Raw genomic sequence first — 25,486 nt, forward strand, 5'->3', positions numbered from 1 at the left:
AAACCGGGAGCGGTCCATACACATCGTTCTGCTCGAGGAGCAGAGCGCCGACGAGCCGAATGATGGCATCCTCGTTTGGAAAGATGCCAACCACCTCGGTGCGGCGCTTGATCTCACCGTTTAGGCGTTCGATGGGATTTGTCGAATGCAGCTTCGCCCAATGCTGCTTGGGAAAGGTCATATAGGCCAGCACATCGTTCTCTGCCTCATCCATCAGATTGGCAAGTTTTGGCACCTTCGGCCTGATTTGGTCGGCGACATTGCGCCATTGCGTGCTGGCAGCCTCCGGCGTCTCCTGGGCAAACGCTGGTATCCCTCCGCCGAAGGCCGTCTGCCGTGATTTGCTGATTGGCTTTAAGTCCATGCCTTATGTCATGCGCTACAATCATATCACCCATTGAGGTCTTGTCCGCCGATGATCTTGGTCGCCGGCGGGATTGGTCGGACGAAGAGAAGGTCCGGATCGTCGAGGAGAGCCTGCAGGGTTTTCGGCAGGGTTCAGTGACAGCACGGCGCTATGGATTGTCGCGATCGTTGCTGACAGCCTGGCGTCGTCAATATCGGAGCGGGCTTTTGAACGTTTCCGCGTCAACGGGCTTCGTACCGCTTTCGATTTCGCCGCCGGGGGCATCTTCCGAGATGAACTCACCGCCGCGGTCTGAAGACGACAAGACGATCGAGATCGGCCTGCCGAACGGCCGGCGGCTGACGATCCCGGCCTCGCTTGATCCGACCATTCTTGCCCGACTGCTACCGATCCTGGATGCGTCATGATCGCTTTTCCAGCCGGGGTGAAGGTGTGGATCGCGGGTGGCGTGACGGACATGCGTTGCGGCATGAACAGCCTGGCGCTGAAGGTGCAGGAAGGCCTTGGCCGCGATCCTCATGGCGGTGAGGTCTTCTGCTTTCGCGGCCGCAAGGGTGACCTGATCAAGGTCCTGTGGCACGACGGCGTCGGAATGTCGCTTTATATAAAGCGCCTTGAGGCTGGCAAGTTCATCTGGCCGGTCAGCCATAACGGCTCTGCCGTGCCAGTGTCGACGGCGCAGTTGGGCTACCTCCTGGAAGGGATCGATTGGCGTAATCCGCGTTGGACGCAACGCCCTTCCAAGGCAGGTTGATCGCCTCTATTTGCGCTGTTTTTGTTGGGCTTTCGGCATTTTTCATGATAGCTTTTGGCCATGGATGACGCTGCTTCGGAGATAGCCAGATTGCGCGCCGCGCTTGCGGCGTCCGAGGCGCGTGCTGCCTCCGCCGAGGCCAATCTCGCGCAGGTGCGCGCCGTCGTGACAACCTCTGAGGCGATGATCCGGCACCTGAAGCTTGAGATCGCAAAAATGCGCCGCGAACAGTACGGACAAAGTTCGGAACGGCGCGCTCGGTTAATCGACCAGATGGAATTGCAGCTCGAGGAACTCGAAGCTGATGCCACCGAAGACGAGATCGCAGCTGACCGCGTGGCAGCGAAGATCACAAATGTCTCCGCCTTCGAACGCCGCCGGCCGGCCCGTAAGCCGTTTCCTGAGCACCTGCCACGTGAGCGCATGATCATCGAAGCTCCGTCGACCTGCACCTGCTGCGGCTCGACCAGGATCGTGAAGATGGGCGAAGACATCACTGAGACGCTGGAGGCGATCCCGCGGCAGTGGAAAGTGATCCAGACGGTGCGAGAGAAGTTCACCTGCCGGGATTGCGAGAAGATCAGCCAGTCACCGGCCCCGTTCCATGCGACACCGCGGGGATGGGCAGGTCCCAACTTGCTCGCCACGATCCTGTTCGAGAAGTTCGGCCAGCATCAGCCATTGAATCGCCAAGCCGAGCGCTACGCCAAGGAAGGCGTCGATCTCAGCCTCTCCACGTTGGCCGACCAGGTCGGAGCCTGCGCGACCGCCCTGCAGCCGATCCATGACCTGATCCGCGCCCATGTACTGGCAGCCGAACGGCTGCATGGTGACGACACCACCGTGCCGCTCCTGGCCAGGGGCGCAACACGGCAGGCAAGGTTATGGACCTACGTGCGCGATGATCGTCCGTTTGCGGGCGGCGCACCGCCCGCAGCGCTCTTCTACTTCTCACCCGATCGCGAGAAGACCCATCCCAATCGGCATCTCGCCGGGTGGCATGGCATCCTGCAAGCCGATGCCTACGGAGGCTATAACGATCTCTATCGTGCCGATCGAAGTCCGGGGCCGGTCAGGAGTGCACTTTGTTGGAGCCATGCGCGGCGCAAGTTCTTCGAACTGGCAGATATCGCCGGCAACGTACGCAAGGGCAAGCCAGCCCATGAGATATCGCCTGTCGCGCTTGAAGCCGTTGCCCGCATTGACGCGCTCTTCGACATCGAGCGCGGCATAAACGGCATGTCCGTCGAGGAACGGCTTGCCGCTCGGCAGGAGCATGCTCGCCCACGCGTCGAGGATTTGTACGACTGGCTCAGAGCGCAACACGCTCAGATGTCGAAGCACAATCCCGTCGCCAAGGCGATCAACTACATGTTCGATAAGGAGGGACGCTGGGAGGCCTTCACCCGGTTCCTCGATGACGGCAGGCTATGTCTGACCAACAATGCGGCCGAGCGGGCCCTGCGCGGGATTGCTCTCGGAAGAAAGTCCTGGCTATTCGCCGGCTCCCAGCGAGGAGGCGAGCGTGCCGCCTTCATGTATTCTCTGATCGTCACCGCCAAGATGAACGACATCGATCCGCAGGCCTGGCTGGCGGACGTACTCGCTCGCATGCCTGGCATCCCCGTATCAAGGCTGCCGGAACTGTTGCCATGGAACTGGTCTTCCGCAGGCCATGTCCGTCAGAAAGCAGCCTGATGGCGCGCCCGACGCATGTCTACACGATCGACTATGTCGCCTCGCTGATCGGCGAGAACATTGAACTCATCCAGCAAGTCGCCAGCAACTCCGACAACATCGACTACGGCGAGATGATCCACACCCACGATGGAAGCGAAGAGGGCATCACGACCTTCACCGAACGCGGGATCGAAAGCTTGCAGGAATTCCTCGCCGATATCCGCACCTGGGATGGTGGTATCCGCCAATTCCTCATCGACGAGCAATGCGATCAGGGAAAGATCGAACGCATCATGGCAGACGAGCCGAAATCATAACCCCTGCGGCCCTCGCCGGATGGATACCTTCGAAATGCCCGACATGCCCATGGCCTTTACGAGGTCATCGACCGATCGCGTCGAGATGCCCTGGATATAGGCCTCTTGTATGACGGCCGTCAGAGCCTTCTCGGCCATGCGGCGTGGTTCCAGGAAACTCGGGAAATAGCTACCTGTTCGCAGCTTGGGAATGCGCAGCTCCACTGTTTCTAAAGCTTCTTGATGCTTCGCCTAAAGCTGCACCTGCGCAGTATGTTCACCATGTTCGTTTTCCGCCAGCATCTTGTTTCTGATGCTGTTCATTGCTTCTCGCCGACAGGTGCGCGGTTGCAGAACGAAGATTTTGCAGCACGCCACCATCTACCAATTGTCCTTCGAGCTTTTCTGAGGTTGCGACCCGATTTAGAAAGATCAGGCTGGGAGCTTTTTCGCGTGGACCGAGGAACGTTTGAAATTTGAATACGCTCCATGAACGCTTTGCCGTCGAATTGCTTTGAAGCGTGGACACTGCCGTCACCAAGGATTACATCGTAGAAAAAGACCTCCAGGTTCAACACCGGGGTGAGCTTTATATTGCGAACCATTGCTATGCCCGGACGCGTTGTCACGACCAGAGCATAACCGCCAGAGCGCAGTGCGTCGAATAGTTCGGGGATGGTGTAAACAGCAACGGCCATATATCCATGGGTCTTCAGCTGCGATAAAATTACATCCGCCCCATTTCTAGCAAGAAAGACGAGGATTGGGTTACGGTATTTAACATCTGAGTGCAGCGTCACAGACCTACTCCTTTTTATGAAATGAGCTTAGCTGTTCTCAGCTCAACGGTGTGTTCGATCTTATTCGGTTTTGTTTTGAGCTTTGCGGCGGCGGTGCAACGCGACGGATTGTGGCGCTGCCAATCCGCGCGCTGCTCAATCCAGATCCGCGATAGACCTAATGGCGTTGCGACCCGTCTCGATCGCCAGCCAAGGCACAGCAGCGGTTTGCTCCAGCACATATTGAGCTTGCTGAAGAGGGCGAAAGCCTCGACCGGCCTCATCGCCCTTCGTCAGTAGCGCGTTGTTGGAAACCTGACCGTGCCGGATTGAACCTACGGCTTGGTGATCTCGCCTTTGACATTTTGAACCACATTCCTTGAGTACCTCGAGATTAGAAGGTCTCTTGATCGGGGAAGTTGGTTTATTGGCGCGTGGAGAGGCAATTTTGTCGAAGGCGTAGTTCGCCGGTTTTGAAAATGGAATAGCGACCACAGGCGCCAGGGGGAAAGGCGAGGTGCTGGCCCCGCGCGCTGGCGAAGAATCGATAGCAGCCATCAGCCCTGTAGGCTTGACGCCCCCGTGCAGCGAAGCAGTGTGGATGCTTGGTCTTGCGGCAGGCGGATTGGCGGCTCCGTGCCACTGAGTGGTATAGGCCGCTGCGGACGATACGCCAATGATAAGAGCACAGGCACTTAACCTGATCCATGTGCCCGAAAGTGCGAAACGCGGATGCTGTCCAAGATCGATCGTGTGTTGGTACGTCCAAACTCTTTCCGCGTTTAAGTCGAGTGCATTTACCCGTGAAAGACTTCCTTGAACGGGTAACTTGGCATCTGGCTCGAAAGTCATTTTGGGAGTCCTCTTCAGCCTCGGGATGGGCTTGTAACTTGGATCGTATCAAGGACACCTGTTTTCGAATGTTCTAATTTGTTGGGTTATGTTGCGGTAGAGATGGCACATGCGTGTTTAACCCACGTTGTCGCTGAACCGGTGGCTGTTTCTTGCATCGCATGACTTGAAGACGTCTGTTTGTCTGAGAAGCTCATCAGGCGCTCACGACGTCAGAAGTTCTCGATCCCAATTCTTCGAAATTTGTACCGGATTCTGTCACTACAAATGAATTACGCCCACAGAGGCAATTGGTCGCAACAGATCGCAACATTTCAGAATAAAACTTCGCAGCAGTCTGGTGCAGTGGATGCAATATAAGCAGTTAAAAATTAACCAACTGCTTTTTAAAGTGTACCCTCTATGCCGACTAATCCTGATTTCTTAGTGTCTGTTCAAGAATGGCGGGCGTGCGCGGGGTTGAGTGAAGGGCGGCAATCAGATTCTTTGTATTTTGCGACAAATACGGAGAGATCGAATGGCCTGGACACCCTTCACCCGGCGTCACCATGACAGAAGCCGCATGCGCTACGCAAGTGATCTGAATGACCGTGAGTGGAGCTTGATCGAGCCCTTCATGCCGAGGCAGCCTCGACTGGGCCGCAGACGCAAGACGTCGCTTCGGGCGGTGATGGACGCGATTTTTTATCTGCTGCAGTCAGGCTGCCAATGGGCATTGCTGCCGCATGATTTTCCACCGAAAAGCACGGTCTACCATTATTTCAACCGGTTTTGCCGGGACGGGACGTGGCGTCGTATCCATGACGCGCTCTACTGCCGAACGCGGCAGCTTGAGGGGCGAGAAGAGCAACCGTCATTTGCCATCATCGATAGCCAATCAGTGAAGACCGGCCCGGATGCTCGTCTCGATATTGGCTATGATGCGGGTAAGAAGATCAAGGGCCGCAAGCGGCACATTCTGGTCGATACTCTTGGCATGCTTCTGAAAGCCGAGGTCCACTCGGCAGGAATTCAGGATCGTGATGGAGCAGCACTTGTTTTCGACAGGCTCGCCAACCGTTTTCCCTTTATCGAGAAAATCTGTGGCGACGGCGGCTATCAGGGCACAACGGTTGAAGAGGCCAGCCCGCGACCGATGGAGATTATCAAACGAAACCAGGCCGGTTTCCAGGTGCTACCGAAGCGATGGATTGTCGAACGAACGCTGGCTTGGCTCGGCATAGACCGCCGAATGGCAAAGGATTTCGAGCGTTTCTCGGCCACAAGCCTAGCCTTCATCCAAACAGCAATGATCAAGCTCATGACAAGAAGGCTCGCTCGATACCCGCTTTCTTGAACAGATGGGGTGATTGGGGTCTGCGCCGCGGGTGTGGCTGCTCCCCTTGAGGATGTTAGAACGTGGTCCGTGTTGATCGGCCACAAGCATCGAAAGGAAGCAGCCATGATGTACTATGCTGGAATGGACGTGTCTTTGGAAGAAACATCGATCTGTATCGTCGACGAGACCGGCCGGATCGTGAGGGAGACGCGGGCGGCGAGTGAGCCGCAGGCGTTGATCGCAGCACTTGAGGATATTGGTCTGCCAATGGAGCGCATTGGCCTTGAAGCGTGCTCGCTGACGGCCTGGCTGCATGACGGGTTGCGGGGCGCGGGATTGGCAGCGATTTGCATCGAGACGCGCCAGGCCAATGCGGCAATGACGACGATGCCCAACAAGACCGATCGCAATGATGCACGCGCCTTGGCACAGATCATGCGCACCGGTTGGTTCCAGCAGGTGCATGTCAAGAGCCGCCAATGCCGGCTGTGGCGCTCGCTTCTGGTCGCACGCCGGACGGTGATGAACGAGATGCGCTCGATCGAGAATGTGGTGCGCGCCATTCTGCGGGAGGGCGGCATCAAGCTTGGGACGCCAAGTCGGGCAGACTTTGCAGGAAAGGCGCGCCAGATAGCGAACAGCGATCCGCTGGTGATGGCGCTGGTCGAGCCGCTATTGGCCGTGCTTGCCACGATGCTGGAACAGTTCGCCCAACTGACGAAACAGGTGCTCGACGTTGCCAAAGGTGAGATGACATGTCGTCGGCTGATGAGTGTGCCCGGCGTAGGACCGATCACCGCGTTGGCCTTCCGTGCCACCATCGATCGCCCAGACCGGTTCCGTCGGTCGCGCGATGTCGGTGCCCATCTCGGCCTGACGCCGTCGCGCTATCAATCCGGCGAGACCGACATCCAGGGTCGGATCAGCCGATGTGGTGACGAAATCGCTCGAACCGCGCTTTATGAAGCAGCTCATTCGCTGCTGGTGCGGTCGAAAAAATGGTCGAGCCTCAGGGCCTGGGGCACGAGCATTGCCGAGCGCCGCGGCATGGCGCGGGCACGCGTCGCAGTCGCCCGAAAACTTGCGGTGATCCTGCATCGCATGTGGTGCGACGGTTCCGAATTCCGTTTCGGAAAGCAGGCCGACCTCGCAGCAGCCTGATGATGAACAACCGGAGGGAAAAGGCACAAACAGCAAGTTCTGCCTGAAAGGCAAATCGGATCGTTCCCGTGGGGACGATGGGCAAGGTGATCTCGTTTAGAGTCTCGAACCTGAGGGCGAAAACCCCAAGGTCGTGAAACAGATTGGGACACCTTGCCTTCCTGACCCCATCATGCGGCGGCCACGCGCCGACCGCGAAGAGAAGCGAGTGACCCGCGGGGCGGTATGATCCGAAATTTAGATCGGGAGCAGCTTGACTTCAACGACCCCAATCAGAGAAGACTCTTAGATGGCGCTTGTAAGCGCGCAACTCGCGTAACGTGGAGACTTCGTCTAGGGTCGTTCCAAAGAACCGATCAGCCGAGGCCCCCTTGAAAAACCCCATGGGCTGGTTGATGAACACCCTCCGGAAATTGCGGTCGTAGCGGACAATGCCGTCGGCCGTATGTTCGACTAGCACTACTTTGGCAGAATTGAATTTTTGCTATGAAAGTGTTGTTGACAGTGCGGACATCGGATCTGTGCTGGCGGTATAGTAAGCGCATTGATCACGGCTCGACGGACGGCTGGCAAGGTCGGTTCAGGCGGCCCACAGCGAACTCGTCGCTTCTTTTTTTTCCCGCTTTGCAGTTTGCAATCTCTGGTGCTGGAGAAAAGCATAAGCGATCATCGTCATCAGAGCGTGCCGATGTAGGCCTTGCCACGATCGGCCCTCGAAGTGATCGAGACCGAGCTCCTCTTTCATCTGCTGATGCGCCTGTTCGCAGACCCATCTCGCCTTGATCGCGGCCGCCAGCACTTTCAATGTCGCATCGACCGGCAAATTGGACAGGTAGTATTTGCGCTCGTCGTTTGATCGCCATTCGCCAACTAGCCAGGCCGCTTCGCCCGGCATGTGCTGCTGTCCCTTGTCATAGATGCGCTGCGGCGTGCCATCGGCGATCCGGATGCGCAATGCTGCAAACCGTGCGGTCAGGCGACCTTTTGTGCCGCGGCGCCAACTGACCTTCTTCCAGCTTGCAGATGCCAACATCGTTTCGGCGGCAACCGAAAGGGTGTCGGGGATCGAATGTTTGCGAGGACGGCCATGACCGGAGACGGAAAAGATCAATCCAACATCATCGGGATAAACCTTCTGATGCTTGGGGATACCGACCGCCCAAGTGAGGCCACGTTCACTTAAGCCCTTTCGGAACGCAGCCGACAGGCCGTAACCTGCGTCAGCCAGCACTGTGCCAAACCGGACACCGGTCACGATCAACCGATCGATCTCGGCAAGAGCAATCTCCGGCTTCGTGCGAGAGGTCCGCATGTCGTCTGGGACCCCAGCCTTCGCCATGCGCTCCTGATCACCGATCCAGCTATCCGGCAGGAACAGACGCAGGCCAACCGGGACCGGCACCTCGTCTCGCGCAAGCGTCACTGACACCAGCGTCTGGCAATTTGCTCTCTTGCCCAGCATCGAGGCGTATTGCGGCGCTACTCCGACGGAATGATCCCCCTTCTTCGGCAGGCCGGTGTCATCAATCACCAGAAACGCATCGGATGCGCCAACGATCCTGTCCGCCTGCAGCGCGAGCTCGGCCTCAAGAGGAACAGCATCCCAAAGGCCGTCGGAAATGAAATGGTGGAGACGGTCGTACTGGCCTGGAGCGAACCGTTCCGCCATCGGCTCAATACTCTTGCGGTCTCCGGGACCGATAAGCCCCGACACATAAAGTGGACACATCTGTCGCCGTTTCTTGTGTCCAAGCTTCTCCAGAAACGGCTGCAAAAATGCTGAAAGCTCTATATCCCAATCCGCCATATCGCGCCCCAAAAGTGAGAGCGCAAATCATCTCAAACCAGGCTTGCCCGAATCTGCCAAAGTAGTGCTAGGCCGTAGACTCATAACGATCTGATCCAGATTCTTGCTGCTGCCAATTTTACGGCGGCCAGAAAGTTCAGGGGGTCTTTGTCATAGCGCGTTGCGATGCCTCTGAACTGTTTGAGTTTGCTGAAGAAACGCTCGACGGGATTTCGCTGTCGGTAAACCCATTGGCTGAAAGGGAAGCTTTGCTTTCGATTGTTCTTGGCAGGGATGTTGGCCCAGGCCTGCTTCTGCTTTGCCAATGTTCTTATCGCATTGGTGTTGTAAGCCTTGTCCGCCAGCAGAATCGCACCTTTGGATATATCCTTTAACATCGGCTCAGCCATGCGACCGTCATGGGCTTGCCCGGCTGTGAGTGCCAGACGGACCGGTCGGCCTTCTGCATCGACAACGGCGTGGATCTTGGTGGTCAGGCCGCCACGGGAACGTCCCATGCTGCCATCGTCTTGATCCCCCTTTTTCCCGTGGCCGCATGTTGATGGACACGGACACAGGAACTGTCGATCATGACGATATCGCCATCGAAGGCCTTGGAAATCTCGCCCAAAACATGGTCCCAGACACCCGCTTTGCGCCACCGAACGAACCGGTTGTAGCAAGTTGTGTATGGGCCATATCGGTCCGGAACGTCTGCCCAGGGCGAGCCTGTCCGGAAACGCCACAAAATACCGTTGATCACACGGCGGTCGTCAACGCGTGGCACGCCACGCGGCTTGTTCGGCAATAAAGGCTGGATCACAGACCACTCGAAATCGGTGAGATCAAACCGGCGACGGGTCATGAAAGGCCTCCAAATCAAAGCCTCAATGAATCAAAATCAGGCTGATTTGCAAACCCCGTTTATGAGTGCGCGGCCTAGCGAGCGGATTTCTCGCTCGCGGCGTACCAACTCCTCCTGAGTGGTTTTTAACGCCGTTATGTCATTAGCTTCCGGCATAAGGAAAGCGACCGTACCATCCTCATCGAAAATTGGCGTCAGGGAAAAATCACTGACATAGAGCTTGCCGTCGCTCCCCCGCTGCGACGTAAGCCCACGGTGAGGGCCGTCTTGCGAGGTTGATGCGAACATCGGAAGTCCTAGTGCAAACACTAGGAGTAGACCTATGACCAAGCATCCGATTGAAGTGATCACGTCTGTCGAGCGCCGTCGGCGCTGGTCTCTCGAGGACAAAGAGCGGCTGGTTGCAGCCTGCCTTGAGCCTGGTGCGGTTCTTTCCGAGATTGCCCGTACGGCCGGCATCCACGTTAGCCAGCTCTTTCGGTGGCGCAAGGAACTCTGCCGGATCGAGGAGCCGTCGAAGCAGGTATCGAGCACCTTGGTGCCCGTGATCGTTTCGGAGGCCGCGCCGGCAGCCCAGCCCGCCGCCTTAGAAGCGCCAGCCCCATCGCAGTCCCGCCGGAAGCGTAGCGATGTGATGATTGAGCTGGGCCGCGGTCGTCGTGTCCGCGTGGACAGCGACATCGACACGGAGGCACTTGGCCGCATTCTCGATTGTGTACTGGGCCGGCGATGATCCCTGTTCCTGCTGGTGTGAAGGTCTGGTTGGCAACCGGCCATACGGACATGCGCAAAGGCTTTCCCGGTCTGTCGCTGATGGTGTAAGAGACGCTGAAGCGCGATCCGATGTGCGGGCATCTGTTCGTCTTCCGCGGTCGTGGCGGTGGCCTGATCAAGGTCATCTGGCATGATGGCCAGGGAGCATGACTGTTCACGAAGAAGCTGGAACGGGGACGCTTCATATGGCCGTCGGCGGCCGATGGGACGGTCGTGATTACCCCTGGGCAGCTTGGTTATTTGCTGGAAGGTATCGACTGGCGGATGCCACAAAAAACTTGGAGACCGACCTCAGCCGGATGAGCAAAACGCTGGAATGACGGGGTCGAATATGATTCCATCAGGCCATGCACGATGCGGTCGAACAGCTTCCCGACGATCTTGCCAGCGCACTTGCGGCCCTGGCGGCGGAGAGTGCCCGGCGTGTTGCTGCCGAGGTAGAAGCGGCGGCTGCCAAGGCGGAAGCCGCAAGCGCAAAGGCGCTCGTATCGCACTCCGAGGCGCTGATCGCGCGGCTGAAGCTGGAGATCGAGAAGGTCCGCCGGGAGCTTTACGGCAGCCGCTCTGAGCGCAAGGCGCGGCTTCTCGAACAGATGGAACTGCAACTCGAAGAACTCGAAGCTGATGCAGGCGAAGACGAGCTCGCGGCGGAGATGGTTGCCAAGGGCTCGACCGTCAGGGCCTTCGAGCGCAAGCGTCCGTCACGCAAGCCGTTTCCCGAGCATCTGCCACGCGAACGTGTCGTCATTGCTGCCCCAACAAACTGTTCCTGCTGCGGCTCGGCCAAGCTGTCGAAGCTCGGTGAGGATATCACAGAGACGCTGGAGGTCATCCCGCGTCAGTGGAAGGTCATTCAGACCGTTCGGGAGAAGTTCTCCTGCCGCGAATGCGAGAAGATCACGCAGCCGCCAGCACCCTTCCATGTGACGCCGCGCGGCTTTGCCGGCCCGAACCTTCTGGCGATGATCCTGTTCGAGAAGTTCGCCCAGCATCAGCCGCTCAATCGCCAAAGCGAGCGCTATGCCCGAGAGGGGATCGACCTCAGCCTGTCGACGCTTGCCGATCAGGTCGGCGCGTGTGCCGCGGCCCTGAAGCCAATCCGTCATTGGCCCACCAGTGACCCTCTCAAAAACACAGTGCTCACGTCTGCTCCGCGTCAAGGCCGGTGAAGGCATAACCGATGGGGTTCGTTTCCACATTGCGGCCGTCGGGTGTCAGTATCGCCACAAGACGACGGGTTGAGTTGAACAATGCCCGATTTCGCCTCGCTAGCGGCGATTGCTCGCTGATCTGCCTTTCTCCTTGAGGCATCGCGTAGCACAGCGTTTATATAGCGGCCTTCTGCCAGCCGAAGATGGGTCAGGCAAAGTTCAACATCGATCACCGTGCCATCCGACCTTCTTACGACGGTGTTCACATGTACGCTATCGGATACGGCGCATGCGTTGGTGACCAATAGGTCGCGCGAAACATCCTCGAGGGAAAATGAACAGAAATCGAGAAGACTTTTGCCTCCAATGTCCGCGATTGCACAGCCCAGGAGGCGGGCGAAGCTTGCATTCGCTTGGAGGATCGTGAACTCGGAGACTGATAGCAGAGCGACGCTTTCGCCGCAGATGCTGGACGCAGGCGATATGATTTGGTCGAAATTGCTCCGTATCGATTCTTTAATATGGAAAGCTGGTCAATCATGTTGTTTCGCACCTACGGTTATTAGATCCGGAGCTTAGTAAATTCAGGTCGATGATCTCAACCTTAAGAAACGCATCATAGGCGACAATCCTCTAATTTATCCTCATCGAAATACTTAGTTTTTACACAAACATTCCAATTTATTGTTTATACAGGCATAATCGAAACAAAAGGGTTCGGCTTCAGACTTCAAATCTTACGGCCACATGAAGCGCATGCTGGATGCGCCTAGCTATCGCATTCGAAGCATGCGTAGCCGACCGGGTCAGACTAAAAGCGAGCGTCTTGGAGGCCAGCTCGCCACGAAGGTACGTGTGCCAAGCGAGAGCCGTCTTTGTGAACAACGCTGGTCTGTAAAGGGTCGTCAGCACGGAATGCCCCGAGCTACTTATCCCCGCCATTTCACGAGCCCGCCTGAGCAGTTGCCTTCTCTCGACGCGATCCAAGCCCATTTCAACCGAGCATTGGCCAGCGGCAAACAGCAAACACAGGAAAGTACCAATTTGCTTGATGGACCTCGGCTGCATTCGCGATGGTTTGAGTCTCTAGGTTCAACGGTTTCCAGCGCTTTTCATTTCGTGCCATGGCAGCTCGAAATATATGTGCTGCAACATTTTTGAATATAACGCGACCCAAAGCAACATTGGCGTCTGATATAACGAATGAACAACGCGAGACGGAAAATTCTACCGATTTCCATGGGAAAACAGGACATCACAAATGACCACGATACAACTCGCATTAGCGGCAACTATATTTCTCTCGTGGCTGTGGGTCACGCTGTATGCAGTGAAGAGGAACATCTTAGGGATAGACAAAGCATGGTAACTACGCAGTCTGTCTAGAACACCTTTCGTCTGTATTTGTGAGCGAGCGCGATTGATGCCAACGGCGTTGCACTGCGAATAGCATAGGCGTAGACGCCTTCGCATGTGCCGGTAAAAGGCTGTGCAATCGCCCGATATTTTTCAAGAAGCGATGTCCCCGCAACATTTGGCGATTTACCTTATCAATATTGATCGCGCCGCCGATAGGCTGGCGGAGATGAGGCGGCAGAGTGCCGAATTTTCGATTGAACTCAATCGCGTCGAAGGCGTCGATGGGCAGGTCCATCCGAGTGAGGACTGGATTGATGTCGATGTGCGTCTCTTCCTGAAGCGAAATGGGCGGCATATTTTGCCAGGAGAATATGGTTGCTATCGCAGCCATCTGCTTGCGCTAGAGCGGTTCCTTGCCGGCGGTAAAGACGCGGCGATCGTCGTTGAAGACGACATCTTGCTCGACGATACGTTTTTAGCGCGAGCGGTTTCCGCCATGGAAGCTGCTCCAGATGCCGACGTGATCAAATTCGTGAACCATCGGTGGAAGGGCTTCCGAACTTTTACCACAACCGCAGAAGGCGATATTCTAGGCCGCTGCATATTTGGGCCACAAGGCTCCACGGCAGGCTATCTGGTAACGCTTAGCGGGGCGGCGAAGATAGTCTCCAAGTTGCGGATCATGTCTTTGCCCTGGGACGTCGCTATTGAACGCGGGTGGGACAACGGGACATCGCTTTACAGCACTCGGTCCAATTTGGTCGGGTTCACTCGCTTGCGAAAGAAGACGATGATCGGCAACCGTGAGACTTATTTGTCTGCCAAACTACCTATCTGGCGCCGGATCCCTGCACATTGCTTTCGGACGATGGATTTTTTTCGGAGGTTGCATTATGTGCTTGTCCAATCCCGGATGTCCAGATGCAACATCATTGACGCTTCCAAGGGCCGGCGTCTCGTTGAACGGTTTATGATCGCTTTGACTTGGCACCGATAGGCAGACGTTGAGGGAATTTATGTCACGATGGTGCCAGCCGAGTGGCCATAACAATTTGCGTCAAGTTGACCGAACCGAGCGCGTGGAACCGTTCCTCGCTGATCGATCTCAAGGCTCTGGTAATGCAGGCTCGGAAGTAGGAGACATCCTACTTCCCTAAAGGTGACCGAGATCCGTAAGATGGCCGACTGACCCAGTCTGCCTTAAGCCAACATCTTGCTTATCCCAATTTCGCGGGTCTAGTTCGGTTTCATCGAACAAGCACAGTGTAGATATTGTTCATGCAACCATCCAGGGGTCTGCGAGTAATTGTGGGTTATAGCTGAAATTAATCAATGAATACCAGCGGAGACCGATCATTTTTGGATCTGTGTTCAATACAATTCTGCAGCGTCGTCGTTGAGCGGTGCTCGTAGATTTCATTTTGCTCCCTGCGGCGACGGCATAGCGATTAGGCCTCAAGCCCAGAAATGTCTATTAACGGGGGCGTTTAGCAGCTTTCAATCGTGGGGATCGAGACCGCAACATTTCTCAACAACAAACGACACACCGCAATAGCAACGCGGCGCATACAGATCACGCTGGCCCATCCAAGGCCTGACCAAAGGGCGAGGCGCCCCGCACCTGAACAGAGTGGGCGGGGCTTTCAGGTTCAAGCTTAAGCGCCACGAACCAAAGTCAGAGCCACCCTCGGATGCTCAGAGCCTTAAAAAGATTGATGGAGACATCAATCTCTTTGGAGATGCAGTCAGGAGTATTCGCATGGCGAAAGTTTTCAAATTGATGCGACGGCGTCCGGTTATCGTTTTTCTGCCGGCAGGCAGGTCAGCCGCTGTGATCTCAACGCTGGTATCGAACCGGTTCCAGGTCTTTGAAGTATGGTCCATTCCACAGCTTTTCGACGCTGTTCGGTCGGGCCGTTGCGCCGCTGTAGTCACCTTGGACACCTCTATCGCCCTCGTCCTCGCGATCGGGTCAATAAAGGCGATGGATGCCAACGCTTATTTTGGCATCTCGAATGCCAAATCGACTTTCGACGCTGTAGGGTTCTTGGAGCGGATCACCGTGTTGGTCAATGCTGACGGAAGACAAGACACTCCCGTCGTCGGCGGCACACTGAAGAATCGCTTGGGGAGGATCTCGGACCGTCCACTCGGACAGCTGTGGAGCGCACTGATCCTCGGTGGCCCGCGGCCCCGAGATCCCAGCTAGCGGCAATGCCTTTTACCCAATGCATCTTGCCGAATAGACCGCCGGCGTGTGCTCTGGCGGCCGGCGAGGTAAAAGGCGCGTGTGAATTCGTTGAGCGACCCAAGGAACAAAAAGATGAAGGCGATAATCAGCCCGGGACGGAAGAGATATTTTCTTGCCAAGTAGACAGCTTTTCCACCGGCAACTGCCCGCGTGGGCTTTTGGAATACCGTCGTGGCGATCTTGGGAAGCAAAAAGAGAGAAGCTCGGCAAAATGCTGCTTTACGGCAAAAATACGACAAAAATCCATAGCAGTCCGCGATCAGATTGCATATTTAGTCTAATATTTACAGAGACCTAGGGCGTCACACAAACATCATTTGGCACATCACGGATTTGTGATCACGGTCGGTCGACTCATCAATAAGAGATTGCCGGAGCAAGTACGACACCCAATTGTGACAGCTTGGTTTGGCTAATGAGATACTTGCCCGGTTAACCCTGTACCGAAACTGAAACCAAGGAGCAGACATGAAACGCAGGACTTTTCTAATCGGAACGACGGGTGCGATATTCGGCGCATCCCTCAACGGCATCCCTTCGGCGATGGCGCAGGACGCCAAGCCTGAAAAGACCGACGTGGCGATAGGGGTGGGCGGCAAGCCGCTCTTATACTACCTGCCGCTGACAATCGCGGAACGCAAAGGCTTCTTCAAGGAAGAGGGCCTGAACGTTACGATCAACGATTTTGCGGGCGGCTCGAAGTCTCTCGAGGGCCTCGTCGGCGGTTCGCTCGATATCGTCGCCGGTGCCTACGAGCACACGATCCGCATGCAGAACAAGGGACAGGATATCGTCGGGATCTGCAATCTCGGCCGCTTCCCCGGTATCGTCATTGCCGTGCGCAAGGATCTCGCCGGCGAGATCAAGTCGATGGCCGACATGAAGGGGCGCAAGGTCGGCATTACCGCGCCCGGCTCCTCGACAGCGCTGATGTTCCAGTACGCAATGCTGAAGAGCGGATTGAAGGCCGACGATGCCTCGCTGATCGGGATCGGCGGAGGTGCCGCCGCACTTGCAGCCTTCAAGAGCGGTCAGATCGATGCCATATCGCATGTCGACCCCGTCATCGCGCAGCTGCAGTACGACAACGATATCGCCATTCTCCTCGACACCCGCACGGAGGCCGGCACGCGGTCCCTGTTCGGCGGCCCCAACCCGGCTGCGACTGTCTACCTCAAGAAGGACTTCGCCATTGCCAATCCGGTGACGACGCAGCGCACCGTCAACGCGTTCATGAAGGCATTGAAATGGATTGGCCAGGCCAGCCCCGAGGATGTGGCCAGCGTGGTGCCGACGGAATACCAGCTGGGTAACCGCGATCTGTACATGCAGGCCTTCAAGAACTCGAAGGAAATGTACTCGCTGGATGGACTGGTCACCAAGGAAGGGTACGAATCCATGATGGGCGTGCTGAAAACGCTCGATCCGGGACTTGCCAATGCCGATGTCCCCTTCAGCAAGACCTTCGATCCGACATTCGCCAAAGCGGCGAAGACTTGATCGGCGCTGTGGATCACAAGCAGGAACTCCACATTCCAATCACGGAGAAACAAACATGCAAGGAAAGACGACCCCAGATCCAACGGTACAGCATTTTTGCTTAAGGCAAAAAATACACGGCGAGTTAGCAATTTCATTCGAGCCCGGCAGCTCCGTAGGGACAAGCATTGAACGGGGAGAGGAGACAATAATGTCACCTTATAGTGAAGCATACAGACGAACCGTTAGGCAGTCTCTTCAAGCAATATGGCTGGACTATAGCGCGACGATCAGAATGAGACGCCGCGAAAAACCGGTAGGTCGCTTTGTTTGTCGCGAATGAGCGGGCCTGCCGCGTTGGCATTTGGCCTCTATGGCGAAACGCCGCCGATAGCTTGGCATCGTAAAAAAGGCCAGCGAAGGACGCTATCCGCAGATACCTCTCATGCTCAGGCATTTTTTCCCAAAGAGTCATCGCCGCTATGCGCAATTCGCGATGGTGGCCGGAAGAGATCTCGTGGCCACCGACGAGTATCTGGCGACCTCATTGTGAGGCCTTGATGTGGGCGGCATAGGCCATCAAGGCGTCGATGTCTTTGGCGAGGTGGCCGTTTGCGAGGCGGCTGAAGAAGTCGCAAAGATAGGCGTAAGGTTCAACGCCGTTCATTTTGCAGTTGCCGATAACACTGGCAAACCGAGCCCAGTTGCGGCCCCCTTCATCGTGCCCTGCAATGGCCGGGCGGCGGATCGCGTTTTCCACCAGGTTGGAGTCAAGATCGACATGGCCGTCGTTCAGGGACAGACGGAAGCCGTCCTGTGGCGTCAGCACATAGGCCAAGCCTTTTCCGAGATCGGAGTGGACGCGCGCGGCCTGCGTTGCCAGCCAGGTGAAGCAGTTGCTTTCTCTCAACGCTCAATCCAAGCAGATTTCGCCGGAAGTCGAGCTGAGAAGAGAGGTGGCTCGGTTTGTCTGAACAGTTTCGGACGTTTCGCTAAGTGGACTTCCGCCTCGATTATGCCGCCACCATCATTGGTGCCAGCGCGTTGAAGTAGGCCTGATCCGGTGTCTGCCGGTCAAGGGATGAATGTGGGCGTCGGCTATTGTAGAAGGTAAGATATCGGCCGATGCCGACGCGGGCCTCGGACACGGTGTTGTAGGCGTGCAGGTAGATTTCCTCGTATTTGATCGACCGCCAGAGCCGTTCGACGAACACGTTGTCCCGCCACGCACCCTTGCCGTCCATCGAGATGGCGATCTCCGCCTTCTTCAACACGGCGGCGAAGTCGACAGAGGTAAACTGCGACCCCTGGTCGGTGTTGAAGATGTCGGGTTTGCCATATCGGGCAAGCGCCTCCTCAACCGCTTCGATGCAGAAGGCCGCTTCCATCGTGATCGACAGCCGCCACGACAGAACCCTCCGGCTGAACCAGTCCACGACGGCGCAGAGATAGACAAAACCGCGAGCCATCGGAACGTAGGTTATGTCCATTGCCCAGACTTGGTTGGGCCGGGTGACCGCCAACTTGCGCAGAAGATAGGGATAGATTTTGTGCCCAGGCGCTGGTTTTGAGGTGTTTGGGCGGCGATAAATCGCCTCGATGCCCATCTTCTTCATCAGCGTGGCGATGTGCAGCCGCCCAGTTTCCAGCCCTTCTCCCCTCAAGAGCCCTTGCAACATTCGACTTCCGGCAAACGGGTAGTCGAGATGCAGTTCGTCGATCCGGCGCATCAGGGCAAGATCGCCGTCAGGCACTGGACGAGGCAGATAATAGACACTGCCACGGCTGAAGCCGAGAAGCTTCGCCTGGCACACAACGGATAGCTTATGCTCGCGGTCGATCATTTTTTTCCGCCCAGCAATCCCGCCTTGCCGAGCGCACCGGATAAAAAATCGTTCTCCAGTGTCAGTTCGCCGATCTTGGCATGAAGCGTTTTGACATCGACGGTTGGACCGGCCGGTTCGGCCTTGGTTTCATCGCCAAAAACGCCTGTCGCCCCTTCAAGGAGCTGGTCTTTCCATTGCTTGATCTGGTTGGCGTGCACGTCAAACTGCTGGGACAACTCCACCAGCGTCTGCTCACCTCGGATGGCGGCAAGTGCCACCTTCGCCTTGAAAGCCGGGCTATGGTTCCGGCGCGGTCGTCTTGTCATGGTATCTCCTGTTCCCGGCATCTAAGCCGAAGTCAGGCAGAAATTCCACTTATCCTAGCTGTGCAGATTTCCCGAGCCAGCTCTAAGCCCGGAGCCAGAACAGACAAGCTGAAATGCTTTCGGCTAATGGAAGGCACCTCACGCTAACAGCTGAAAAACAGCAGAAACACTTATAAAATCAATTATTTATCGGACAATACACAAGGGTGTTTATGGAACTTTGAGATGTGCTCCGCAAATTTTCCCCGTTAGTGCTCCATGCTTAATCACCGCCTCCAACTATAAAAACTCACGGCGATCCCGCGACCGGCGAAGCACTGATCGAAGACGTCGAGCGGCTGGACGACGTCTGGCTGGCTGGCTCGATCATGGCCGGATGGATTATGAAAGCAGACAGCTTGTGGAGAGGCTGACGTTATCAGCACCAGATGGCCGCCCTTTGAGGGCGGACCCTGATCGGGCCAGCGGATCGAGTGATGCACCGATGCGATGAAAGACTGCCAGCGCGATAGGAGCTTCGGAATGGCCACCGCCTCGACACCTGTCATGATTTCGGCTTTCAGACCGAAACGGCTGGAAACCAGTTCGACAAACGGCGCGTAGATCAGCCCTTTGATGGAGGCTCCGTCTTCACTGACGACATAACCGCCATGCTGGGTGCAAGCGCGGGCAAGATCAAGCGTGGGGTGAGCCTCGCCCCGCGTTGCGAGGATCATCTTCAGGCATGCCATACCGCAAAGATTGGGAGCCCAACGAGAGTATTCCTCGACCGTTTGCGCTCCAGATTGCTGCCAAAGCGGATCATCCAGCAGGGCTGCGGCTCCCTTTGCAACAACAGGCAACGTCATTTCGGGCGTTTCCCACTGACTGAAATACGGCACGTTGTTCGTTGGCATTCCCATCCTACTTCGTCTAGTTCGCCGGCAGCGGCTACCTTCCACCCGCCTTGGCTCTCAGGAACGAAAGAATCCCGATTTTTGCAACGCAATCCAGAGCATTAAGCCAGCGCACTGCAGGGCGGGCTATATCTGATGATGTCCTTATTCATATTGGGTTTTAAAGGCTCGAACTTTGCAGTTCGGGTCTTGTTCGAGTGTCCGCCTTCGGGAATCGAGCCGTCGACCGGTCCCGGACCTCAAGGCGGCTCACCTGTTTACGGTCTCTGATAATGTCCATGGCTACAACACTGGCTATATTGACGTTGATATAGCCAGTGCTCTTCCATATTCCTCATCCGTACAAGACGGCCTTCCTCGGATGCGTACGATTCCTCTTTAGATCGGCTCGAACTGCTCAATCGTTACCTCATCCACACCAGCTGCGCCTCCGTTGGATCGCACCTGCAGATAAGCTTCGTACACCTTCTGCTTACTGATATTAAACGGCTGCCTTGCATATCCATCAACGTTTCTGTTGCCAGTTGTGTTGATAATACGACCACCTGATCCGACCTCTTCGCTCCAGCTCCATTACGAGCCTTCATCGCTACTACAAATCCTCCGTCCCAGTGCCCCGCATCGGTACTCTCGCCTTACGGTCTTCTCCGCTTGTGCTTCTCCCTTTGCAGCGGAGCGACTGGTTCCTGCAGTTCCGCGACAACGCCTGCATCCGCTTCACGCCCCCTCACGCCGGTCGCCGCTTGCCCGGTCACCAGGCATCTGACAAGCTGATCCCAGAGAGACGAGACACCTCTGGTTCTGACGACAGGTTTCACGGTACGCGCTTCATCGGAAGGTTCATTTTCATTCGTCTCTTGGATGCCAGACGAGATTGGCCAACAATATGTATTAGGGCAGAAATAAGGCGGCCTTTTGCGGCCCAACATTACACGGAAGGGAAATACTCTCACAAAATCAGTAAATTAAGCCGTTATAAAATTTTCATTTGCCAGATCACGGGTTTGTGATCAGTTTCTGCACGTAACCTACACGGATTTGCGTTGGTGAAATACGCAACGAATAAAAGTCCATTAACGAATGGTATAGGGCGCCTGAGTCTTGCTTCAGGGCTTCTGGCATCACGATCAGAGTTAAATACATCCTCATCGGCTTTCCGCTGAGCGCTGTGTAAAGTTATGTAATGCCAATCCATTTGACGCCGCTTACCGAGCCATGCGCCAAGAGTTCCAAGGAGTACTGCATGAAGCGCCTCTTCGCTATTTTTCTCGCGGCCTTGCTGCCCGCCGCAGCGAGTGCAACCGAGCATCGCCAAGGACCGCTCGCCCTGCCGGCTGTAATTCGTATGCTTGGTAAGGGGCAGCCGGTCGCCGTCACCGTTGATCTCAGTCTTTGCAGCCCAGTACCAAACGATGCAAATCCGAGCAAGACACGCGGTGGATTACGGATTAACGCTTTTAGATTGACGGACGATGGGACGCTTGCCTTTGCTGACGAGCATATGACCATCGATCTCGATGGAAAGCCAATCGTTCAGTTTTTACGATACAAAGTCCGCCCAGACAAAAGCGCTCAATTCTCTATGACTGTGTTCAGCCTTCCCCCATACGAACAAAAGGGTACGACACTCGAATTTAATTGTGCATTGGACCGTGGATTAAGTTTCTTCCCAACGCGCTAATGTGGGCGCACTTAGATGTTGGTGGGGTGACCGCCATATGTAACGATCCAAGGAAATCCGCGCCAAAGTCATTACGCGCATTGTTTCGCACGTGTTTCCCGCCACTGTCGTCATCACACAATGCAACACTCCTGCCGCAGCTAAAGAACAGAATGTCCTTCTGACGCGCCGGATTTGTCTCGCTAGCTGGCCGAAGTTTGGGCGACGGATGGACCGAATTAAAGGTATTGATGAATGAATCTGAACAACTCCGCAGAGCGCGACGCGAACTTTCGAGTTCCGGTGCTGCCCATTTCAACCCTCAGTTCGGACCCTCATGGCGTCTACCGGCACTACCGAAAGGAGATACCGTTCATCTTGTCGGAAGCGGGGGTATATCTGATCTTGCGTGCCGACGACGTTCTCAGCCTGTGCAGCGATGCTAAGACACGTCAGGTAGAAACAGAGTTGGTCACCCTGCGCGGCGTTGGAGATGGACCGATCTGGGAATTCGTGCAAAACGGGATGCTGACGTCGAATGGGGATGTTCATTTGCGCAGACGATCTCCCCTGACCAGGACATTCGCCTTCAAGATGATTGATGCATTGCGACCTCTCATTAGAGAGACTGTTGCACAGATCGCAGATGCCGTAGCGCCCGATGGTGGCATGGATTTGCTTGAGGACTTTGCCGCTCTTATTCCGGCCAAGATCATTGCGTCGATCTTAGGCCTCCCACAGGACGATGTGAAGAGATTTACAGAGATCGTATACCGTTTCAGTCCGCTCCTGGGCGGATCTTGGCGTGCGCACGATGTACCGCAGCTTCAACGGGCAGCCGGCGAGCTAAGATCATATGTTGCCGACGTCGTGGCTAGGCGCAGTTATAAAAAGAACAATGACTTTGTGAGCAGGCTTCTTTTCGATGTGGAAAGCGACGGCTCCTTGTCCGCCGAGGAAGTGATTACTCAAATCATGACTTTGATCGTCGGTGGTAGCGACACCACGCGATCTGCCATCGTCATCCAGCTCGCAGTGCTTCTCCAGCATCCTGATCAATGGGATGCAGTTTTGAAGAATCACGACCTGGTTCCAAAGGCCGTCCTGGAATGCCTACGTTATGAGCCCGCGATAGGCTCAGTTCCGCGCGTCACCACCACCGATATCGAGTTAGACGGGATGCTCCTCCCCGCCAATAAAGCTTGCTCCCTCGTGACCATGTCCGCCCTCAGAGATGAGCATCTGTATAGGGACCCTGATCGACTAGATATCACAAGAGAGCAATTGAAATGGCATCCGGTATTTGGCGCTGGAGCGCACCGTTGTCTGGGCGAAGCACTTGCAAAAGTTGAGCTGGAAGAGGCATTGACCGTCCTAGCAGAGCGTTTCCCGACCATCAGAGCCGGTGGCGCCTTTCCAAAGGTCAATGGCTTTTCGGGCATACGAACAGTTCAAAACTTTCCCGTGACTTGGGACGCAGATCGGCATCGATAGCGCTGGACACCAACTTCTTAGCAAGTTTTGCTTCGAACCGTTCTTGGCTCTGATAACAAGCTTGGGTTCGGCGTCTCTGATCGGGTGGTGATGCCAGCGCAATAATCGCGGCATGCATTATGTGCCATAAAGCAACAGCGTTCCAGCTTTTCTCCCGCGATAAGCGGCTGGATGCGCGCCCTAACGCCGACAAACTAAGGTGAAGGTTTTAGCATGGCTGCGAACGCGTCAAGCCGCAAACTATGTCGGAATGTTCTCTTTAGCCCAAATCGGGTGAGATAAAGGATTTTCAATGAAGCTAGTATTTCCTCTTACGGCGTCGCTCCTTACAGCCGTGACCCCGTCACCGAAAGAGGTGGACATTCAGGCACTGCGCCTTCGCTCGCCCATCGCTCCAACGACGAATACTGCCGAATTCGGCAGTCCGATTAGCCCTTCTGACATCATGCAGTTACACGACATGCGTCATCTGGAAATGTCGCCTGATGGTAAGACAATATTGTTTGTCGTTCAACGGCAAGTGGCGACCTTCGGCTCCGACCAGCAAAGGATATGGTTCGTGCCGACCGACGGCAGCGAGCCCGCGCGTGAGCTCGTCAGCGGTCCTGGTGTTGACAACACACCGCGCTGGTCTCCGGACGGTGGAATGATCGCGTTCCTGTCAAACCGCAGCAGCAAACAGACCATAGAAACCGATATGTCGACCGCAGGCAAGCCCGCCGCATCCAGCCGACCTGAAGGCCAAACCGATGGATCGCCGCCAGCTGTTTTGGACGCCGGGGGCAAACAGACCCGCCAGCTCTGGAAGGTTGGGCGCAATGGTGGAGAGCCAGTGCCGCTCCCTGCAGTGCCATGCGATATTACCGATTTCGCATGGTCGCCCGAGGGGACGAAGATTGCTTTTCTAAGTGCTGATCCAGATCCACCGGGGGAAAAGGCAGATCGTGAGGCGAAGCGTGACTGGGTCGAGATGGACAAGGCTGGCCACATGTCCCGCCTTTGGGTTCTGGATCTTTTGAGCCACAAGGCGCGACCTGTCTCGCCAGAAACTGTCAACGTCAGTAAAATGGCGTGGTCTCCAGATGGAAAACGCATGGCGGTCCGTGTCGCGGATACCAGCGCGATCAATGATCATTTTTATCATTCGCGGATAACCACTTTTGATCTTCAGAACGGCACACTCGGCAAGACGCTCATTGAACATGCCGCGGAAGGCCCGTTATGGGCACCAGACGGCACTGCCATCCTCGCCTCGGAAATTCTCACGCCGGGCTTTATTGGCATGGCCCCCCGCGTTTACAGCTTTGCGACAAATACACTCATAAAGCTCGCCGACGACCACGCGGGGTTGTTGACTCGGTTGCAATGGGCTGCGGATAGCCGCTCTATCCTCGCCTTGTCATTTGAGGAGACGCAATCCAGATTAGTGAGAATCGCGGCGACCGGGAACGGGCGTGTCACGCGGCTTGCCACTTTGGAAGGTGAGGCTTTCGACCTCACGACTAGTCAAGATGATCGCCTCGTCGCAGTTGCGCTGTCAAGCCCTGAGCGACCTGCCGACGTTTGGACCATCGCCGGCAAACAGATCCGTCCAATTACAATGATCAACCCGCAAGTCGCCCGCTGGAAATGTGGCAAGGTGAGTCAAATATCTTGGACCAGTAGCCATGACGGAAAGCGGATCTATAGTGTCCTCGTTACGCCGCCGGACTACACCCCTGGGAACCCGATTAAGACAGTCATACAAATTCACGGCGGTCCCGAATGGGCGTGGTGGGCGGGGTGGCTTGGGAGCTGGCACGAATGGGCGCAGATGCTGGCGACGCATGGCTATGCCGTATTGCTACCCAATCCGCGCGGCTCGGACGGTCAAGGCACGGCCTTTGCGCGAGCGATTGGGCATGACTGGGGCGGAGTGGACTATCAAGACGTGATCGACGGCGTTGACATGCTCGTCGCAATGAAGATTTCGGACCCTTCGCGCCTCGGCATCGGCGGCTGGAGCTATGGCGGGTTCATGGCGGCCTGGGCGGTGACGCACAGCGAGCGCTTTAAGGCAGCAGTGGTCGGTGCTGCTCCAACCAACATGACTACGATGGCGCGCATTACCGACACGCCCGACTACACCATGGGTTATTTCGGCGAGCCATCCGCGCACCTTGCTGATCTCGATAGGGTATCGCCCGTGCGAATGTTGGGAAACGTTCATACGCCAGTGCTGGTACTGCACGGCGAGGCAGATACGCGAGTGCCGATAGCGCTTGGTCTGGAGTTCTACCGAGCACTAAGACTTCTTGGCAAACCCGTTAAGATGATCAGCTATCCGCGGGAAGCTCATTGGTTTAGCGAGCCTGAGCATCAGGCCGATATCCAGCGCCGCGTTCTCGATTGGTTTGATGCCTACCTCTAGCT

At 56.1% G+C, this 25,486-nt stretch carries 21 protein-coding genes and 5 pseudogenes; 15 read left to right on the forward strand and 11 right to left on the reverse strand.

Features of this window, described 5'->3' with window-relative positions:
• Positions 1-22: 22 nt before the first annotated feature.
• Positions 23-307 (reverse strand): annotated as a pseudogene (locus PR017_RS19160) (transposase); the annotation flags it as partial.
• A 98-nt stretch (positions 308-405) separates the two neighbouring features.
• Between PR017_RS19160 and tnpA (PR017_RS19165) the strand changes: the two are divergent.
• From tnpA (PR017_RS19165) to PR017_RS19180, 4 genes are read left to right on the forward strand one after another with little or no spacing between them, the layout of a single operon-like run.
• A complete protein-coding gene (gene tnpA / locus PR017_RS19165) occupies positions 406-774 on the forward strand; it encodes an IS66-like element accessory protein TnpA (protein ID WP_279619540.1) in 369 nt (122 codons plus the stop codon).
• The gene (gene tnpB / locus PR017_RS19170; RefSeq protein WP_111222041.1) at positions 771-1,121 is read left to right on the forward strand and encodes an IS66 family insertion sequence element accessory protein TnpB; all 351 of its coding nucleotides are present in this window, start codon (positions 771-773) and stop codon (positions 1,119-1,121) included. The genes tnpA (PR017_RS19165) and tnpB (PR017_RS19170) overlap by 4 nt, the downstream gene beginning before the upstream one ends.
• 60 nt (positions 1,122-1,181) lie before the next feature.
• Positions 1,182-2,819, forward strand: coding sequence for an IS66 family transposase (tnpC, locus tag PR017_RS19175; RefSeq protein WP_111222040.1), 1,638 nt, complete (start codon positions 1,182-1,184; stop codon positions 2,817-2,819).
• A complete protein-coding gene (locus PR017_RS19180; RefSeq protein ID WP_111222039.1) occupies positions 2,819-3,118 on the forward strand; it encodes a hypothetical protein in 300 nt (99 codons plus the stop codon). Before tnpC ends, PR017_RS19180 begins: the two co-directional genes overlap by 1 nt.
• 12 nt (positions 3,119-3,130) lie before the next feature.
• On the opposite strand, the pseudogene PR017_RS19185 reads toward PR017_RS19180, so the two are convergent.
• The 3 genes and pseudogenes from PR017_RS19185 to PR017_RS19195 all read right to left on the reverse strand — a co-directional run.
• A pseudogene (locus PR017_RS19185) lies at positions 3,131-3,325 on the reverse strand (transposase); the annotation flags it as partial.
• Between the two features lie 92 nt (positions 3,326-3,417).
• Positions 3,418-3,897, reverse strand: a complete 480-nt coding sequence (locus tag PR017_RS19190) for a hypothetical protein (protein WP_133255643.1) — start codon at positions 3,895-3,897, stop codon at positions 3,418-3,420.
• A 135-nt stretch (positions 3,898-4,032) separates the two neighbouring features.
• A complete protein-coding gene (locus PR017_RS19195; RefSeq protein ID WP_133255644.1) occupies positions 4,033-4,728 on the reverse strand; it encodes a hypothetical protein in 696 nt (231 codons plus the stop codon).
• A gap of 517 nt (positions 4,729-5,245) precedes the next feature.
• Here PR017_RS19195 and PR017_RS19200 point away from each other — a divergent pair.
• Together PR017_RS19200 and PR017_RS19205 are read left to right on the forward strand one after the other, a co-directional pair.
• Positions 5,246-6,064, forward strand: a complete 819-nt coding sequence (locus PR017_RS19200; protein ID WP_279619552.1) for an IS5 family transposase — start codon at positions 5,246-5,248, stop codon at positions 6,062-6,064.
• A gap of 105 nt (positions 6,065-6,169) precedes the next feature.
• Entirely contained in the window at positions 6,170-7,207 is a 1,038-nt protein-coding gene (locus PR017_RS19205) for an IS110 family RNA-guided transposase (protein WP_111223039.1), read from the forward strand.
• Positions 7,208-7,787: 580 nt separating this feature from the next.
• On the opposite strand, the gene PR017_RS19210 is transcribed toward PR017_RS19205, so the two are convergent.
• From PR017_RS19210 to PR017_RS19220, 3 genes are all read right to left on the reverse strand, one after another.
• A complete protein-coding gene (locus tag PR017_RS19210; protein WP_111219125.1) occupies positions 7,788-9,014 on the reverse strand; it encodes an IS701 family transposase in 1,227 nt (408 codons plus the stop codon).
• Between the two features lie 80 nt (positions 9,015-9,094).
• A protein-coding gene (locus PR017_RS19215; RefSeq protein ID WP_111219113.1) for an IS5 family transposase occupies positions 9,095-9,858 on the reverse strand; the annotation gives its coding sequence in 2 pieces (ribosomal slippage) (positions 9,095-9,543 and positions 9,543-9,858; 765 coding nt in all).
• 36 nt (positions 9,859-9,894) lie between these two features.
• Complete coding sequence (locus PR017_RS19220) at positions 9,895-10,146, reverse strand: hypothetical protein (protein ID WP_111219111.1); 252 nt, start codon at positions 10,144-10,146, stop codon at positions 9,895-9,897.
• Positions 10,147-10,180: 34 nt separating this feature from the next.
• Here PR017_RS19220 and tnpA (PR017_RS19225) point away from each other — a divergent pair, with 34 nt between their 5' ends.
• The 3 genes and pseudogenes from tnpA (PR017_RS19225) to PR017_RS19235 form a co-directional block, all read left to right on the forward strand.
• A complete protein-coding gene (gene tnpA / locus PR017_RS19225; protein ID WP_111219109.1) occupies positions 10,181-10,591 on the forward strand; it encodes an IS66-like element accessory protein TnpA in 411 nt (136 codons plus the stop codon).
• Positions 10,588-10,935: pseudogene (gene tnpB / locus PR017_RS19230) on the forward strand (IS66 family insertion sequence element accessory protein TnpB). The gene tnpA (PR017_RS19225) and the pseudogene tnpB (PR017_RS19230) overlap by 4 nt, the downstream one beginning before the upstream one ends.
• 44 nt (positions 10,936-10,979) lie before the next feature.
• A pseudogene (locus PR017_RS19235) lies at positions 10,980-11,732 on the forward strand (IS66 family transposase); the annotation flags it as partial.
• Between the two features lie 56 nt (positions 11,733-11,788).
• Here the strand turns inward: PR017_RS19235 and PR017_RS28475 are convergent.
• Positions 11,789-12,304, reverse strand: a complete 516-nt coding sequence (locus tag PR017_RS28475; protein WP_111219107.1) for a PAS domain-containing protein — start codon at positions 12,302-12,304, stop codon at positions 11,789-11,791.
• A gap of 968 nt (positions 12,305-13,272) precedes the next feature.
• Between PR017_RS28475 and PR017_RS19240 the strand changes: the two genes are divergently transcribed.
• The 3 genes from PR017_RS19240 (at position 13,273) to PR017_RS19250 (ending at position 16,893) form a co-directional block, all read left to right on the forward strand.
• Positions 13,273-14,139, forward strand: coding sequence for a glycosyltransferase family 25 protein (locus PR017_RS19240; protein WP_240538952.1), 867 nt, complete (start codon positions 13,273-13,275; stop codon positions 14,137-14,139).
• A 762-nt stretch (positions 14,140-14,901) separates the two neighbouring features.
• On the forward strand, positions 14,902-15,351 hold the full coding sequence (locus tag PR017_RS19245) for a hypothetical protein (RefSeq protein WP_133255568.1): 450 nt from the start codon (positions 14,902-14,904) through the stop codon (positions 15,349-15,351).
• A 510-nt stretch (positions 15,352-15,861) separates the two neighbouring features.
• The gene (locus PR017_RS19250; protein ID WP_279619553.1) at positions 15,862-16,893 is read left to right on the forward strand and encodes an ABC transporter substrate-binding protein; all 1,032 of its coding nucleotides are present in this window, start codon (positions 15,862-15,864) and stop codon (positions 16,891-16,893) included.
• Positions 16,894-17,416: 523 nt separating this feature from the next.
• On the opposite strand, the pseudogene PR017_RS19255 reads toward PR017_RS19250, so the two are convergent.
• The 3 genes and pseudogenes from PR017_RS19255 to PR017_RS19265 form a co-directional block, all read right to left on the reverse strand.
• Positions 17,417-17,764: pseudogene (locus tag PR017_RS19255) on the reverse strand (transposase domain-containing protein); the annotation flags it as partial.
• Between the two features lie 121 nt (positions 17,765-17,885).
• Positions 17,886-19,024, reverse strand: a protein-coding gene (locus PR017_RS19260) for an IS3 family transposase (RefSeq protein WP_279619542.1) whose coding sequence is annotated in 2 segments (ribosomal slippage) — positions 17,886-18,766 and positions 18,766-19,024 — 1,140 coding nt in all. Because the reading frame shifts where the segments join, the coding sequence is not laid out codon by codon here.
• Between the two features lie 266 nt (positions 19,025-19,290).
• On the reverse strand, positions 19,291-19,920 hold the full coding sequence (locus PR017_RS19265) for a C39 family peptidase (protein WP_111218074.1): 630 nt from the start codon (positions 19,918-19,920) through the stop codon (positions 19,291-19,293).
• Positions 19,921-21,163: 1,243 nt separating this feature from the next.
• Here PR017_RS19265 and PR017_RS19270 point away from each other — a divergent pair.
• The 3 genes from PR017_RS19270 to PR017_RS19280 all read left to right on the forward strand — a co-directional run bounded on the left by PR017_RS19270 (position 21,164) and on the right by PR017_RS19280 (position 25,484).
• Complete coding sequence (locus PR017_RS19270; protein WP_111218072.1) at positions 21,164-21,601, forward strand: VirK family protein; 438 nt, start codon at positions 21,164-21,166, stop codon at positions 21,599-21,601.
• 234 nt (positions 21,602-21,835) lie between these two features.
• A complete protein-coding gene (locus PR017_RS19275) occupies positions 21,836-23,074 on the forward strand; it encodes a cytochrome P450 (RefSeq protein WP_111218070.1) in 1,239 nt (412 codons plus the stop codon).
• Positions 23,075-23,366: 292 nt separating this feature from the next.
• The gene (locus tag PR017_RS19280; RefSeq protein WP_111218068.1) at positions 23,367-25,484 is read left to right on the forward strand and encodes a S9 family peptidase; all 2,118 of its coding nucleotides are present in this window, start codon (positions 23,367-23,369) and stop codon (positions 25,482-25,484) included.
• Positions 25,485-25,486: the final 2 nt, after the last annotated feature.

Source organism: Rhizobium tumorigenes (genome assembly GCF_003240565.2).
GTDB lineage: Bacteria > Pseudomonadota > Alphaproteobacteria > Rhizobiales > Rhizobiaceae > Rhizobium > Rhizobium tumorigenes.